Annotated in this window: 14 protein-coding genes; 13 read left to right on the top strand and 1 reads right to left on the bottom strand. The window is 64.1% G+C overall.

Annotation, left to right across the window (positions count from 1 at the left end):
- Positions 1-24: 24 nt before the first annotated feature.
- Genes rimP through C513_RS0100110 form a run of 9 tightly spaced genes read left to right on the top strand, consistent with a single transcriptional unit; the run spans position 25 to position 11966 of the window.
- Positions 25-615: a ribosome maturation factor RimP gene (gene rimP / locus C513_RS0100150; RefSeq protein WP_018714003.1), complete on the top strand. Its 591-nt coding sequence runs from the start codon at positions 25-27 to the stop codon at positions 613-615.
- A 44-nt stretch (positions 616-659) separates the two neighbouring features.
- Positions 660-2147, top strand: a complete 1488-nt coding sequence (nusA, locus tag C513_RS0100145) for a transcription termination factor NusA (protein WP_018714002.1) — start codon at positions 660-662, stop codon at positions 2145-2147.
- Between the two features lie 19 nt (positions 2148-2166).
- Entirely contained in the window at positions 2167-5139 is a 2973-nt protein-coding gene (gene infB / locus C513_RS0100140) for a translation initiation factor IF-2 (protein WP_018714001.1), read from the top strand.
- A gap of 6 nt (positions 5140-5145) precedes the next feature.
- The gene (gene rbfA, locus C513_RS0100135) at positions 5146-5517 is read left to right on the top strand and encodes a 30S ribosome-binding factor RbfA (RefSeq protein ID WP_018714000.1); all 372 of its coding nucleotides are present in this window, start codon (positions 5146-5148) and stop codon (positions 5515-5517) included.
- 1 nt (position 5518) lies between these two features.
- Complete coding sequence (gene truB / locus C513_RS0100130; RefSeq protein WP_033394732.1) at positions 5519-6529, top strand: tRNA pseudouridine(55) synthase TruB; 1011 nt, start codon at positions 5519-5521, stop codon at positions 6527-6529.
- 36 nt (positions 6530-6565) lie between these two features.
- Positions 6566-8395 carry a translational GTPase TypA gene (gene typA / locus C513_RS0100125; RefSeq protein WP_018713998.1) on the top strand — a complete coding sequence of 610 codons (1830 nt, stop codon included), beginning with the start codon at positions 6566-6568 and terminating at the stop codon, positions 8393-8395.
- A 14-nt stretch (positions 8396-8409) separates the two neighbouring features.
- Entirely contained in the window at positions 8410-9456 is a 1047-nt protein-coding gene (locus tag C513_RS0100120) for a DMT family transporter (RefSeq protein WP_033394731.1), read from the top strand.
- Positions 9453-10583, top strand: coding sequence for an enoyl-CoA hydratase/isomerase family protein (locus tag C513_RS0100115; RefSeq protein ID WP_018713996.1), 1131 nt, complete (start codon positions 9453-9455; stop codon positions 10581-10583). Before C513_RS0100120 ends, C513_RS0100115 begins: the two co-directional genes overlap by 4 nt.
- Before the next feature lie 15 nt (positions 10584-10598).
- Complete coding sequence (locus C513_RS0100110; protein ID WP_018713995.1) at positions 10599-11966, top strand: TrpB-like pyridoxal phosphate-dependent enzyme; 1368 nt, start codon at positions 10599-10601, stop codon at positions 11964-11966.
- A 120-nt stretch (positions 11967-12086) separates the two neighbouring features.
- On the opposite strand, the gene smpB is transcribed toward C513_RS0100110, so the two are convergent.
- Positions 12087-12566, bottom strand: coding sequence for an SsrA-binding protein SmpB (smpB, locus tag C513_RS0100105; RefSeq protein WP_018713994.1), 480 nt, complete (start codon positions 12564-12566; stop codon positions 12087-12089).
- A gap of 110 nt (positions 12567-12676) precedes the next feature.
- Between smpB and C513_RS0100100 the strand changes: the two genes are divergently transcribed.
- From C513_RS0100100 to guaB, 4 genes are all read left to right on the top strand, one after another.
- Positions 12677-13117, top strand: a complete 441-nt coding sequence (locus C513_RS0100100; protein WP_018713993.1) for a type II toxin-antitoxin system RatA family toxin — start codon at positions 12677-12679, stop codon at positions 13115-13117.
- Positions 13110-13472, top strand: a complete 363-nt coding sequence (locus C513_RS0100095) for an RnfH family protein (protein WP_018713992.1) — start codon at positions 13110-13112, stop codon at positions 13470-13472. Before C513_RS0100100 ends, C513_RS0100095 begins: the two co-directional genes overlap by 8 nt.
- Positions 13473-13502: 30 nt before the next feature.
- Positions 13503-13841 carry a hypothetical protein gene (locus tag C513_RS0100090; protein ID WP_018713991.1) on the top strand — a complete coding sequence of 113 codons (339 nt, stop codon included), beginning with the start codon at positions 13503-13505 and terminating at the stop codon, positions 13839-13841.
- Positions 13842-13956: 115 nt separating this feature from the next.
- Positions 13957-15426, top strand: coding sequence for an IMP dehydrogenase (guaB, locus tag C513_RS0100085; RefSeq protein WP_018713990.1), 1470 nt, complete (start codon positions 13957-13959; stop codon positions 15424-15426).
- The last annotated feature ends 5 nt before the right edge of the window (positions 15427-15431 follow it).

Below are 15431 nucleotides of genomic sequence, written 5' to 3'. Positions count from 1 at the left end.
AATCACAGGGATCAGGATATACGCGTGGCATTGCAGGAATTGGTGGAACAAACCGTACAGGGCTTGGGGCTGGACCTCGTGGAAATCGAGCGTGTCGCCGGGGGCGTGTTGCGCATTACCATCGACCTGCCATGGCTGCCCGAGCATGCCGAACTGCCCGATCAGTTCGTCACGATCGAGGATTGCGAGCGCGTTTCGCGCCAGCTGCAATACGTGTTCGAGGTCGAGGCGGTCGATTACCACCGCCTGGAAGTTTCCTCCCCCGGCATCGACCGCCTGCTGCGCCATGCACTCGATTTCGAGCGCTTCCTCGGCGAAGAAGTGGACATCACCCTGCTGGAGCCGATTGGCGAGAACGGCGCCGGCATTGCCGCCAGCCGCAAGAAGTTCCGTGGCACGCTTGAAAAAACCGATGCCGGCTGGCAGGTCGTCTGGAGCGATGCGCCGCCGCCCAAGCCCGGCGTGCGTGTGAGCAAGAAGCGTGCGCCGGCTCCGCTGCAGGCGCTGGGCTTCACCCTGGACGAGATCCGCGAGGCCCGACTGGCTCCGGTGGTCGACTTCAAGGGCCGCCGTCGCGCCACCCCCGATGCTGCCACCCCTGATTCCGAGTCCTGATACAGGCTCCCAACCCTATCGAACAAAAAACGGAGAACCACACCATGAATCGCGAACTGCTGATGCTGGTCGAGGCCATTGCCCGCGAAAAGAACGTTGACCGCGATGTCGTTTTCGGCGCCATCGAGATGGCGCTGGCCCAGGCCACCCGCAAGCTGTACGAGGGCGAGGTGGACATCCGCGTGGCCATCGACCGTGAAACCGGCGAATACGACACTTTCCGCCGCTGGCTGGTGGTGCCCAACGAGGCCGGCCTGCAGAACCCCGATGCCGAAGAACTGCTGATGGACGCGCAGGATCGCGTGCCGGACGTCATCGAAGGCGACTTCATCGAGGAGCAGGTCGAATCGCTGCCGATCGGTCGCATCGGCGCCATGACTGCCAAGCAGGTGGTGCTGCAGCGCATCCGTGACGCCGAGCGCGACATGCTGCTGCGTGATTTCCTGGACCGTGGCGAGAAAATCTTCAGCGGCACCGTCAAGCGCATGGACAAGGGTGACCTGATTGTCGAAAGCGGCCGCGTCGAAGGCCGTCTGCGCCGCAACGAAACCATTCCCAAGGAAAACTTCCGCGCCGGTGACCGCCTGCGCGCCATGATCATGGAAGTGGACACCACCCAGCGCGGTGCGCCCATCATGCTGTCGCGTTCCGCGCCGGCCTTCATGATCGAGCTGTTCCGTCAGGAAGTACCCGAGATCGAACAGGGTCTGCTGGAAATCAAGTCCTGCGCCCGTGATCCCGGCAGCCGCGCCAAGATTGCCGTGGTGGCGCATGACCAGCGCATCGATCCCATCGGTACCTGCGTGGGCGTGCGCGGCAGCCGCGTGACCGCCGTCACCAACGAGCTGGCCGGCGAGCGCGTCGACATCGTGCTGTGGAGCGAGGATCCGGCCCAGTTCGTCATTGGCGCACTGGCCCCGGCCAACGTGCAGTCCATCGTGGTCGATGAGGAAAAGCACGCCATGGACGTGGTGGTGGACGAGGAAAACCTGGCGGTGGCGATTGGTCGTGGCGGCCAGAACGTGCGTCTGGCATCCGACCTGACCGGCTGGAAAATCAACATCATGGACGCCGCCGAGTCGGCCGAAAAGCAGGCCAGCGAGCAGCAGGAAATGCGCGCGCTGTTCATGAGCAAGCTGGATGTGGACGAGGAAATCGCCGACATCCTGATCGAGGAAGGCTTTACCAGCCTGGAAGAAGTGGCTTATGTGCCGCTGCAGGAAATGCTGGAAATCGAGGCCTTCGACGAAGACACCGTCAACGAGCTGCGTGCCCGCGCCAAGGATGCGCTGCTGACCATGGCCATCGCCCAGGAAGAAAGCGTGCAGGACAGCGCGCTGGACCTGCGTGACCTGGAAGGCATGACGCCGGAACTGCTGGCCAGGCTGGCCACAGGCAATGTGCATACGCGCGACGAGCTGGCCGACCTGGCCACCGATGAGCTCGTGGAAATCGCCGGACTGGATGAGGAAGCTGCTACCGCGCTGATCATGAAGGCCCGTGAACACTGGTTCGACGAGGACCAGGGCTAAGGAAAGGGGGACGAACACAATGACAAATACCACCGTTGCAGATTTTGCTGCCGAACTCAACAAGAGCCCCGAGGCCCTGTTGTCCCAGCTCAACAGCGCTGGCGTGACCAAGACCAGCGCCAGCGATTCCCTGACCGAAGCCGACAAGCGCATGCTGCTGGATTACCTGCGTGGCGGCACTGGTGGCGAGCGCAAGAAGATCGTGCTGACGCGCCGCTCCACCAGCGAGATCAAGCAGGCTGATGCCACTGGCAAGGCCCGTACCATCCCGGTCGAGGTGCGCAAGAAGCGCACCCTGATCAAGCGTGAAGACATCGAAATCGTGACTTCCACCGAGCCTTCTGCCGAAGAGCTGGAGCTGCGTCGCCGCGAGGAAGAGGCGCTGCAACAGGCCGAGTTGATCCGTCGCCAGGAAGAAGAACTGGCTGAGAAGCGTCGCCAGCGCGAGGAAGAGGAAGCGCGTCAGCGCGAAGCCGAAGAGCGCGCCCGCCGCGAAGCCGAGGAACGCGCCCGTCAGGAAGCCGAAGCCCGCGCTGCCGCCGAACGTGCTGCAGCCGAGCAGGCTGCCGAAGCGGCCCAGGATCCGGAAAAGGCCCGCGCCGAAGCGCGTGCCCGTGCCGAAGCCGAAGTGGCTGCCATCCAGCAGGCCCGCGCCGAGAGCGTCGAGCGTGCAGCGGCTGCGCGTGATGCTGCGGCCCAGCGCGAACGCGAGCAGGAAGAAGCTGCCCAGGCGGAAGAGCGTGCCCGTGCCGACGCCGAGGCGGCCAAGGTGAAAGCCAAGGCCGATGCCGAAGCTGCCCGCAAGGCGCAGGCTGACGAAGAGGCTGCGCGTGCCCGTGACCTGGAAGAGCGCCGCCGCAAGGCCCTGGCCGAGGCCGAGGCCATCCGCGCGATGATGAGTGCGCCGGCCAAGGTGCTGACGGCCAAGAAGCCGGAAGAACCCAAGCCGACCAAGGGAACGCTGCACAAGCCGGCAGGTGCCGACAAGGCCGCCAAGCCGGCGGCAACGGCCAGCGCCGACAAGCCGGCCGGCACCAAGGAAGTCAAGTCGGCCAAGCTGTCCTCCAGCTGGGCCGGCGATGGCGAGAACAAGAAGCGCGGCGAGATCAAGACGCGCGGTGACACCACGGCCAACAGCCGTGGTGGCAACAACTGGCGTTCCGGCCCGCGTGGCCGTCGCGGCGATCGCCGTGGCCACCAGGAAGATCGTCAGCCGCAGGCACCGGCCGAGTTCAAGCAGCTCGAGATCCATGTGCCCGAAACCATCACGGTGTCCGAGCTGGCCCACAAGATGGCGATCAAGGCCTCCGAAGTGATCAAGGCGCTGATGAAGCTGGGCCAGATGGTCACCATCAACCAGTCGCTGGACCAGGACACCGCCATGATTCTGGTGGAGGAAATGGGCCACGTGGCAGTACAGGCCGCGCTGGACGATCCGGAAGCCTTCACCGTGGAAGAGGTGGAAGCACAAACCGCAGAACTGCTGCCGCGCGCTCCGGTGGTGACCGTGATGGGTCACGTCGACCACGGCAAGACCTCGCTGCTGGACTACATCCGTCGCGCCAAGGTCGCGGTGGGCGAGGCCGGCGGCATCACACAGCACATTGGTGCCTACCATGTGGAAACCGAGCGCGGCATCGTCACTTTCCTGGACACCCCCGGCCACGAGGCGTTTACCGCCATGCGTGCCCGTGGTGCCCAGGCGACCGATATCGTGATCCTGGTCTGTGCCTCCGATGACGGCGTCATGCCGCAGACGCGCGAGGCGATCAAGCACGCCAAGGCCGCAGGTGTCCCGATCGTGGTGGCCTTGACCAAGGCCGACAAGCCCGAAGCCAATATCGATCGCGTCAAGGGCGAGCTGGTTGCGGAAGAGGTGGTCCCGGAAGAATTCGGTGGTGATTCGCCGTTCGTGGCCGTCTCCAGCAAGACCGGCATGGGCATCGACGACCTGCTGGAGCACGTGCTGCTGCAGGCCGAAGTGCTGGAGCTGAAGGCTCCGGTGGATGCCATGGCCAAGGGCCTGGTGATCGAGGCCCAGCTGGACAAGGGCCGCGGCCCGGTGGCCACCGTGCTGGTGCAGTCCGGTACCATCAAGGCCGGCGATGTGGTGCTGGCGGGCCAGACCTGGGGCCGCGTGCGTGCCATGGTCGACGAAAACGGCAAGCCGACCAAGTCGGCCGGCCCGTCCATCCCGGTGGAAATCCAGGGTCTGACCGAAGTGCCGCAGGCCGGTGACGAATTCATGGTGCTGGCCGACGAGCGTCGTGCCCGTGAAATCGCCAACTACCGCTCCGGCAAGATGCGCGATACCAAGCTGGCCAAGCAACAGGCGGCCAAGCTGGAAAACATGTTCGCCAACATGGAGGCGGGCGAGGTCAAGCACCTGCCCATCATCATCAAGGCCGACGTGCAGGGCTCGCAGGAAGCACTGGCGGCATCGCTGCTCAAGCTGTCTACCGACGAAGTCAAGGTGCAGGTGGTGTATGCCGGTGTTGGTGGCATCAGCGAATCCGACATCAACCTGGCGATTGCCTCCAACGCCGTGGTCATGGGCTTCAACGTGCGTGCCGATGCCCAGGCGCGCAAGGCAGCCGAAGGCAACGGTATCGATATCCACTACTACAACATCATTTACGATGCCGTGGATGACGTGAAGGCGGCCATGAGCGGCATGCTGACGCCGGACAAGAAGGAAGAGATCATCGGCCATGCCGAGATCCGCACCGTGTTCGTGGCATCCAAGATCGGTACCGTGGCCGGCTGTATGGTCACTTCCGGCCATGTCACGCGCAATGCCAACTTCCGCCTGCTGCGCGACAACGTGGTGATCTATTCCGGCGAACTGGAATCGCTCAAGCGCATGAAGGACGATGTGCGCGAAGTCAAGGAAGGCTTCGAGTGCGGTATCAAGCTCAAGAACTACAACGACATCAAGGAAGGCGACCAGCTCGAATTCTTCGAAGTCAAGGAAGTGGCTCGTACGCTGTAATCCCGCATGGCACAGAAGAAAGCTCCTACCAACCGCAGCTACAAGGTGGCCGACCAGATCCAGCGTGATCTGGCCGAGCTGATCCAGCGCGAGCTGAAGGACCCGCGTGTCGGCATGGTGACCCTGCAGGGCGTGGAAGTCACGCCCGACTATGCCCACGCCAAGGTCTATTTCAGCGTGCTCACCGGTGATCCGGAGCAGACGCAGGAAGCCCTGAACCACGCTGCCGGCCACCTGCGCAACGGCCTGTTCAAGCGCCTGCACATTCATACCGTGCCGACGCTGCATTTCATCTACGACCGCACCCAGGAACGTGCGGCGGACATGAATGCGCTGATCGCCAAGGCCGTGTCTTCGCGATCCAAGAACGAGGATTGAGATGACGGCTGCTCCACGGACCAGGGTGCAGCGTCGCCCTGTCCACGGGGTGGTGCTGCTCGACAAACCCATCGGACTCTCCAGCAACCAGGCCTTGCAAAAGGTCAAGTGGCTGCTGCGTGCCGAAAAGGCCGGCCATACCGGCACGCTGGATCCGCTGGCGACCGGTGTACTGCCGCTGTGCTTTGGCGCTGCCACCAAGTTCAGCCAGCTGCATCTGGATGCCGACAAGGCCTATGTGGCCACGCTGCGTCTGGGCCAGACCACGACCACCGGCGATGCCGAAGGCGAGCTGCTGGACGAGTGTGCGGTGCAGACCGACGATGCGGCGCTTGCTGCCGTGCTGCAGCGCTTTCTGGGCGAGCAGGACCAGATGCCCCCGATGTATTCCGCCCTGAAGAAGGACGGCAAGCCGCTGTACGAATACGCGCGTGCCGGCATCACGGTCGAGCGTCCGGTGCGCCGCATCACGGTGTCGCGGCTGGAACGGCTGCCGGTGCCGGACGAGATCCTGCAGCAGCATCCGGCCGGCAGCGTGATCCGCATCCACGCCAGCGTCAGCAAGGGCAGCTACATCCGCACGCTGGCCGAGGACATCGGCCAGGCGCTCGGCTGTGGTGCGCACCTGATCGGGCTGCGCCGGGTGCAGACCGGCGTGTTCGACCTGACGCATTGCGTCACGCTGGAAGCGCTGGAGGCGATGCCGCCGGAACAGCGGCTGCAACTGCTGCAGCCGGTCGACATCCTGCTGCAGGGTCACAGCCCTGTCATGCTGGGCGCAGAAGATGCAGCACGCTTCCTGACCGGCCTGCGCCGCCGCGGCTCCTGGCCCGACATGCCGCTGGTGGCGGTCTACGGCCCGGCTCCGGACTGTCCGGCGCCGTTCAAGCCGCCCGACCGGGTGTTGCTCGGCACGGCCCATGTGCAGGCCGGCCACCTTATTCCGGTGCGGCTGCTGAGCCCGCTGGACATCCAGCAGATGCTGGCACAGGCAAGCGATGCCGCCAGCTGACCCCTTACCGACGATTTACCAACCTATTGCAATCCCATGAGCCAACAAATCCGCAATATCGCCATCATCGCCCACGTTGACCACGGCAAGACCACCATGGTGGACCAGCTGCTGCGTCACTCCGGTACCTTTGCCGAGCACGAGAAAGTGGTCGACTCCGTGATGGACAACAACGCCATCGAACGCGAGCGTGGCATCACCATCCTGGCCAAGAACTGTGCCGTGAGCTGGAAGGGCACCCACATCAACGTCGTGGATACCCCTGGCCACGCGGACTTCGGCGGCGAAGTCGAGCGCGCCCTGTCCATGGTGGACGGCGTGGTGCTGCTGATCGATGCCCAGGAAGGCCCGATGCCGCAAACCCGTTTCGTGACCAAGAAGGCGCTGGCCCTGGGCCTGCGCCCGATCGTGGTGGTGAACAAGGTGGACAAGCCGGGTGCCGATCCGGACAAGGTGATCAACGCCGCCTTCGACCTGTTCGACAAGCTGGGTGCGACCGACGAGCAGCTGGACTTTCCGGTGGTGTATGCCTCCGGCATCAATGGCTGGTCTTCGCTGGAAGAGGGTTTGCCGGGTGAGCAGTGGGGCAGCGACATGTCGCCCCTGTTCGATACCATCCTGAGCCATGTGCAGCCGCACGAGGGCGATCCGGAGGCACCGCTGCAGCTGCAGATCTCGGCCATCGACTATTCCACCTTCGTCGGTCGTATCGGCGTAGGCCGTATCAATTCGGGTCGCCTGAGCCCGGCGCAGGATGTGCTGGTGATGGAAGGCCCGGATGGCAAGCAGTACAAGGGTCGCGTGAACCAGGTGCTGACTTTCCAGGGCCTGGACCGCGTGCAGGTCAAGGAAGCCGGCCCCGGCGACATCGTGCTGGTCAACGGTATCGAGGACATCGGCATTGGCGTGACGCTGACCGATCCCGACAACCCGGCTCCGGTCGAGATGCTGAAGGTGGACGAGCCGACGCTGACCATGAACTTCTGTGTCAACACCAGCCCGCTGGCCGGCCGCGAAGGCAAGTTCGTCACCAGCCGCCAGATCTGGGATCGCTTGCAGAAGGAACTGCAGAGCAACATGGCGCTGCGCGTCAAGGAAACCGGCGAAGACGGCGTGTTCGAAGTCTCCGGTCGTGGTGAACTGCACCTGACCATCCTGCTGGAAAACATGCGTCGCGAAGGCTATGAGCTGGCCGTGTCCAAGCCGCGCGTGGTGTTCCAGGACATCGACGGCGAGAAGTGCGAGCCGATCGAACTGGTCACGGCCGATATCGAGGAAGGCCACCAGGGCGGCGTGATGCAGGCGCTGGGCGAGCGCAAGGGCGAACTGGTCAACATGGAGCCGGACGGCCGTGGCCGCGTGCGCCTGGAGTACCGCATTCCGGCGCGTGGCCTGATCGGTTTCACCAACGAATTCCTGAACCTGACGCGTGGTTCCGGCCTGATCAGCAACATCTTTGACGGTTACGAGCCCTACAAGGGCGAAATCGGTGGCCGCAAGAACGGCGTGCTGATTTCCATGGACGATGGCGAAATCTTCACCTATGCGCTGGGCAAGCTGGACGACCGTGGCCGCATGTTCGTGCGCGCCGGCGATCCGGTGTACGAAGGCATGATCGTCGGCATCCACAGCCGCGACAATGACCTGGTGGTGAATGCCACGCGTACCAAGCAGCTGACCAACTTCCGCGTTTCCGGCAAGGAAGACGCGATCAAGATCACGCCGCCGATCGACCTGACGCTGGAATACGGCGTGGAGTTCATCGAGGACGACGAGCTGGTCGAGATCACGCCCAAGAGCATCCGCCTGCGCAAGCGCCACCTGAAGGAACACGAGCGTAAGCGCGCCAGCCGCGAAACCGCCTGATGCGGTAAACCGGCATGTTGTTGCGTGCCGTCCTGCGACCACGGCTCAGCCACGGCTGGGCCGTTGTCGTCATGCTGCTGGTGACCCTGCTGTGGGCCACGGCCGGTGTCATGACGCGCCAGATCACGGATGCCAGCGGGGTCGAGGTGACGTTCTGGCGCAGCCTGCTGGCAGCGGGCTGCATTCTGCTGATCCTGCGGCTGACACGCGGCCCTGGCAGCCTGCGTCGCATTCCCTGGGATGAGCCGATGCTGTGGTTGTCCGGCCTGTGCTGGGCCGGCATGTTCACCGCCTTCATGATGGCGCTGAGCTTTACCACGGTGGCCAATGTGCTGGTGCTGTCGGCGCTCGGGCCGGTGTTTACTGCCCTGGTCAGCCACTTCATCCTGAAAGAGCAACTGCCTCGCCGTACCCGCATCACGGTACTGGTGGCTGCCGCCGGCATTGTCTACATCTATGCCGCCCACCTGACGCTGGGCTACGACCGCAAGCTGATCGGCTCGCTGATTGCGCTGTTGGTGCCGGTGTGCAGCTGTGCGCAATGGACGCTGATGCACCGCGAACGCAAGCGGCTCGCCGCCTTGCGTCTGGAGCAGTCGCAGCGCGCCCATGCGGTGGCGATCAGCGAGCGCACCGAGGCCGTCAGCGCAGAGTTGCCGGGCGATAGCGTGGCGCAATTCCAGAATCCGGCGCTGGAGCTGGCGCCCCCGCCGATCCAGGCGCGAGACATGGTGCCGGCGCTGGCGATTGGCGGTTTTCTGTCGGCGCTGGTCTGCCTGCCGTTTGCCTGGCCATTCCAGGCCTCCTGGCTCGATATGGGCTGGCTGGCGGCGCTCGGACTGTTCCAGCTGGCGATTCCGTGTGCGCTGGCGGTGATCGCTTCACGCGTATTGAGTGCGCCCGAGCTGTCGCTGCTGGCCTTGCTGGAGATTATTTTTGGCATACTTCTGACTTGGTGGGGTGCTGGAGAAGTCCCGGGCCCCAATGTGGTCATCGGTGGTAGCGTAGTGCTGCTGGCGCTGGCAATCAATGAATTTCTAGGATGGAGACAATCAGCATGAGTGCAAACTGGAAGTGGGCCACGCCCGATGTCCTGAGCGAGGTCCGCGGCAACGTCGGCTTTATTACCCTGAACCGCTCCAAGGCGCTGAACGCGCTGAGCCTGGCCATGGTGCGCAGCCTGTACGAGATCCTGCAGGCCTGGCAGGCTGACCCGGCGATCCAGGCGGTGGCGATCCGCGGCAGCAACAAGGAGGGCGTGTTTGGTGCTTTCTGTGCCGGTGGCGATATCCGCTTCTTCCACGACCAGGCCGAGCACGGCAACCCCGAGATCGAGGATTTCTTTACCGAAGAGTACGCGCTCAATCACCTGACGCACTTCCTGGGCAAGCCCTACATCGCCTTCATGGACGGTATCGTCATGGGGGGCGGCATGGGCATCAGCCAGGGTGCGACCGACCGCATCCTGACCGAGCGCACCCGCATGGCCATGCCGGAAACCCTGATCGGCCTGTTCCCCGATGTGGGCGGTGGCTATTTCCTGAGCCGTTGCCCGGGCCATACCGGCGAATGGCTGGCGCTGGCCGGCGACCATATCCTGGGCGCAGACGGTATCGCCATTGATCTGGGCGACCATTTCCTGAACAGCAGCCGCCAGGCCGATGTCTGGCAGGCGCTGGGCGAGCAGGCGTTTGCCAGCGGCGATGCCGTGCGCAGCTGGCTCCAGCAGCAGATGGATGCCACCCCGGCCGAAACCGAAGCCTTTGCCGCCGCGCGTGCCGAAGCCGAGAAGTATTTTGGTGCCGACAGCTTCAAGGCGATCGTGCAGAAGCTGGAAGCCGATACCGGTAGCGAGTGGGCACAGAAGTGCGCCGCCGCGCTGCGCAAACGCTCGCCGCTGCTGCTGCACGTGGTGTTCGAGCAGATCCGTCGTGGCCGCCACATGACGGTGGCCGAAGACCTGCGCATGGAACGTGACCTGGTGCGCCACTGCTTCTTCCCGCAGCACATGGGCCGCAAGATGGTTTCCAGCGAAATCATCGAAGGCGTGCGCGCGCTGGTGATCGACAAGGACAACAACCCGCAGTGGAACCCGCCGCGCATCGAGGACGTGACCGACGAGATGGTGGATGCGTTCTACGAGAGCCCCTGGCCGGTCTCCATGCACCCGCTGGCGTTCCTGAAATAAGAGTGGGGTAGCTCCATGAGCAAGCAACTCAAATACCTGCTCGACGAAGAGCAGATGCCGCGCCACTGGTACAACATCCAGGCCGACCTGCCGCAGCCGCTGCCGCCGGTGCTGCATCCCGGCACGAAACAGCCGGTGCAGGCTGCAGATCTGGAACCGCTGTTCCCGATGGCGCTGATCGAACAGGAAATGACGACCGAGCGCGAGGTGGAAATCCCCGAGCCGGTACGTGACGTGCTGCGCCAGTGGCGCCCGGCACCGCTGTTCCGCGCCCGCGCGCTGGAAAAGGCGCTGGGTACGCCGGCCAAAATCTTCTACAAGTACGAGGGCGTCAGCCCGGCCGGCAGCCACAAGCCCAACTCGGCGATTCCGCAGGCTTTCTACAACAAGCAGGCCGGTGTGCGACGCGTCACGACTGAAACCGGTGCCGGGCAATGGGGCACGTCGCTGGCCTATGCCGGATCGCTGTTCGATCTGGACGTCGAGGTGTACCAGGTACGTGTCAGCTACGACCAGAAGCCGTATCGCCGTGCCGTGATGGAAACCTATGGCGCGCGCTGTATCGCCTCGCCAAGCATGCAGACCGCGTACGGGCGCCAGGTGCTGGCCGAGCGCCCGGATCATCCGGGCAGCCTGGGCATTGCGATCAGCGAGGCGGTGGAAATCGCTGCGCAGCATGAGGACACCAAGTACACGCTGGGATCGGTGCTCAACCACGTGCTGCTGCACCAGAGCGTGATCGGTCTGGAAGCGATGCAGCAGATGGAAATGGCCGATGCCTGGCCGGATGTGGTGCTGAGCTGCACGGGCGGCGGCAGCAACTTTGCCGGTATCGCCTTTCCGTTCCTGGGCAGCGGCCTGCGCGGCGAGCGCCCGATGCCGCGCATCGTCGGTGTGGAGCCGAGCGCCTGCCCGTCGCTGACGCGCGGCAAGTATGCCTACGACTATGGCGACACGGCGCAGATGACGCCCATCACCAAGATGCACACGCTGGGCAGCAGCTTCACGCCGCCGGGTTTCCACGCCGGCGGGCTGCGCTACCACGGCATGGCACCGCTGGTCAGCCACGTGAAGGAGCTGGGTCTGATGGAAGCCGTGGCCTATGGCCAGGGTGACTGTTTTGCTGCCGGCGTGCTGTTTGCGCGCCATGAAGGCATCGTGCCGGCACCGGAATCTACCCACGCGATCAAGGGTGCCATCGAGGAAGCACTGCGCTGCAAGCGCGAAGGCAAGTCCGAAACCATCCTGTTCTGCCTGAGCGGCCACGGCCACTTTGACATGGCCGCCTACACGCGCTATCTGGCGGGTGAGCTGAAGGATGATGTCTGCGACGAAACCGAACTGGCGCGTGCGCTGGAGGCGTTGCCGCAGATCACGGAGTAAGGCGTATCCGGGGTCCATCCGGGAAGATGGGCCGATGGCAGTTTGCGCCAAAATGCCAGGCCAGGATGACAAACATCCTGGCCTTGTTGTTGTAGCTGGTTGGCAGCTGGCGCGTGATGGTCAGCGATGGCGGGTTTTCATGGCGCGTTCCACCTCGCGCTTGCCTTCGCGTTCCTTGATGGTGTCGCGCTTGTCGTGCTCGGCCTTGCCCTTGGCCAGTGCAATCTCGCACTTCACGCGGCCATTCTTCCAGTGCAGGTTGAGTGGTACCAGCGTATAGCCTTTCTGCTCCACCTTGCCGATCAGGCGGCGGATCTCGTCCTTGTGCAGCAGCAGCTTCTTGATGCGGGCGGCATCGGCGCTGACGTGCGTGGACGCGGTCTTGAGCGGGTTGATCTGGCAACCCAGCAGGAACAGCTCGCCGTCACGCACCAGCACATAGCCATCGGTCAGCTGCACCTTGCCTTCGCGCAGCGCCTTCACTTCCCAGCCTTGCAGCACCATGCCCGCCTCGTACTTGTCTTCAAAGAAGTAGTTGTACGCGGCTTTCTTGTTCTCGGCGATACGGGCAGGGAGGGCTTTCTTGGTCTTGGTGGCCATGTGCAATGATGGGGAAACGGGCAGGGCGCATGCGCGCCAGTCAAAAGTATCAGATCATACGACCTTGAGCCAAGTTCCGCCATGCTTACAATGGTCGAAAACTGCAATCCATGAAAAACGTACACAAATCCGTCCTCATCTGGTACAGCCCGGCCGAAATGTTCGCCCTGGTGTCCGACGTCGAAAAATACCCGGAATTCATGCCCTGGTGCGATTTTGGCCGCGTCCTTGAGCGCACCCCTGATGGCATGGTGGCCGAAGTCGGCATCGCGCTGGCCGGTTTCAAGCAGAGTTTTGTCACGCGCAACCACCACATCCCGGACGAACAGATCACGCTCGATCTGGTGCGCGGACCGTTCTCGCAGCTCAAGGGCACCTGGCGCTTCGACAAGGTTGGCGATGGCAGCCAGCGCGCCTGCCGTGTCCACTTCGACATGGAATACGGCTTCTCCAGCCGCGCCCTGGCAGCCCTGGTCGGCCCGGTGTTCGACAAGATCGCCGGCAGCTTTGTCGATGCCTTCATCCAGCGGGCCCGCAAGGTCTATGGCTGATTCCACCCTGATCCCGGTCGAGCTGGCCTGGTCGCCAGCGCCACGCAGTGTGCACTCGGAAGCGCTGCAAGTGGCCGCAGGCACCACCCTGCTGCAGGCAGTGCAGGACAGCGCCCTGGCGCAACAGCCGGCAGTGCAGGCCTGGCTGCAGGCACAGGACGACAGCCTGGTCGCCAGCATCTGGGGCCGCAAGGCCACGCCGGGGCAAGTGCTGCGTGCGCAGGATCGCATCGAGCTCAGCCGTCCGCTGCAGGTCGATCCCAAGGTGGCGCGGCGCGAGCGCTTTGCGAAGCAGGGTGCTGGCGCTGCCGGCCTGTTTGCACGCCGCCGTGCCGGTGCCAAGCCCGGTTACTGACAGATTCGTCCCACTCCACAGGAGCACACCATGGCCCGATTTCCCATCGCCCCAGCCGCTACCCTGGCCCTGACGGCCGTCCTGTTGGCCGGCTGTGCCGGTACCGCCGGCCAGGGGCATCCACCCCAGGCTGCCGACACCTGGAGCAAGCCCGGTGCCAGCCGTGCCCAGGTCGAGCAGGCGCTGCAAACCTGTGGCTATGTCGACCGCTTTGCCATCGGCCAGCAGGCGATTGGCGAACAGTTTGCCTGCATGGTCAACCAGGGCTATGTCTTCAACCAGCCGCCGGTGCTGCGCAAGGAGCACTGCCAGGGTGCCAATATGCCGGCTGGTTGTGCCGTCTACTGGCACACGCTGGCCAAGCCGTGAATCTGTTCTTGCGCACTGGTGTTTGTGCGCTGCAACGCGATGTGGGTATTTGCATGCCTGCCGGCTGACGGCTTGCGGCGAAACCGTTAGAATCCTGCTTTTGGAGGAAACCCCCATGCGCCTGCTCGGCAAAGCCCTTACGTTCGACGACATTCTCCTGGTGCCCGCCTACTCCGAAGTCCTGCCCAAGGACACCTCGCTGCGCACCCAGTTCACCCGCAACATCCAGCTCAACCTCCCGCTCGTGTCGGCCGCCATGGATACGGTCACCGAAGCCCGCCTGGCCATCGCCATGGCGCAAGAGGGCGGTATCGGCATCATCCACAAGAACATGACAGCCCAGGAGCAGGCGGCGCATGTTTCCAAGGTCAAGCGCCACGAAAGCGGCATCCTGCGCGATCCGGTGGTCATCACCCCCACCACCACCGTGCTGGAAGTGAAGCAGCTGTCCGAAGAGCTGGGCGTGTCCGGCTTCCCGGTGCTGGACGGCGGCAAGGTGGTCGGTATCGTCACCAACCGCGACATCCGCTTCGAGACCCGCCTGGATGTGCAGGTCAAGGACATCATGACCCAGCGCGAGCGCCTGGTCACCGCCCACGAGGGCATTTCCCTGGCCGATGCCAAGGCCTTGCTGCACGAGCACAAGCTGGAGCGCCTGCTGCTGGTCAATGATGCCTTCGAGCTCAAGGGCCTGATCCTGGTGAAGGACATCAACAAGCAGACCTCTTTCCCCAATGCCGCGCGCGACGACAACGGTCGTCTGCTGGTGGGTGCCGCCCTGGGCGTGGGCCCGGGCACCGAAGAGCGTGTCGAGGCGCTGTCGCAGGCCGGCGTGGATGCCGTGGTGGTGGATACCGCCCACGGTCACAGCCAGGGCGTGCTGGAGCGCGTGCGCTGGGTCAAGGACAACTACCCGCACATCCAGGTCATTGGCGGCAATATTGCCACCGGTGCTGCAGCCAGGGCGCTGGTCGAGGCGGGCGCGGATGCGGTCAAGGTCGGTATCGGCCCGGGCTCCATCTGTACCACCCGCATCGTTGCCGGCGTGGGCGTGCCGCAGATCATGGCGGTGGACAGTGTGGCTACCGCGCTCAGGGGCACGGGCGTGCCGCTGATCGCAGACGGCGGCATCCGCTTCAGCGGTGATATCGCCAAGGCGATTGCCGCTGGTGCCAACACCGTGATGATGGGCGGCATGTTTGCCGGTACCGAAGAAGCCCCGGGTGAGGTCATCCTGTTCCAGGGTCGCAGCTACAAGAGCTACCGCGGCATGGGCTCCATTGGTGCCATGCAGCAGGGCAGCGCGGATCGCTACTTCCAGGAAAGCAGCAGCGGCAACCCCAACACCGACAAGCTGGTGCCCGAGGGCATCGAAGGCCGCGTGCCCTACAAGGGTTCTGTGCTGAGCATCATCTACCAGATGGCCGGCGGCCTGCGTGCCAGCATGGGCTACTGCGGCTGTGCCACCATCGACGAGATGCGCGAAAAGGCCGAGTTCGTGGAAATCACCGCAGCCGGCATCCGCGAATCGCACGTGCACGATGTGCAGATCACCAAGGAAGCGCCGAACTACCGCGCGGACTGATTCTT

It is taken from the genome of Allobrachymonas chironomi DSM 19884, from assembly GCF_000374625.1.
Classification (GTDB): domain Bacteria; phylum Pseudomonadota; class Gammaproteobacteria; order Burkholderiales; family Burkholderiaceae_C; genus Brachymonas; species Brachymonas chironomi.
The sequence above is the reverse complement of the archived record's forward strand: the minus strand, read 5'-3'. Positions and strand labels throughout refer to the sequence as shown.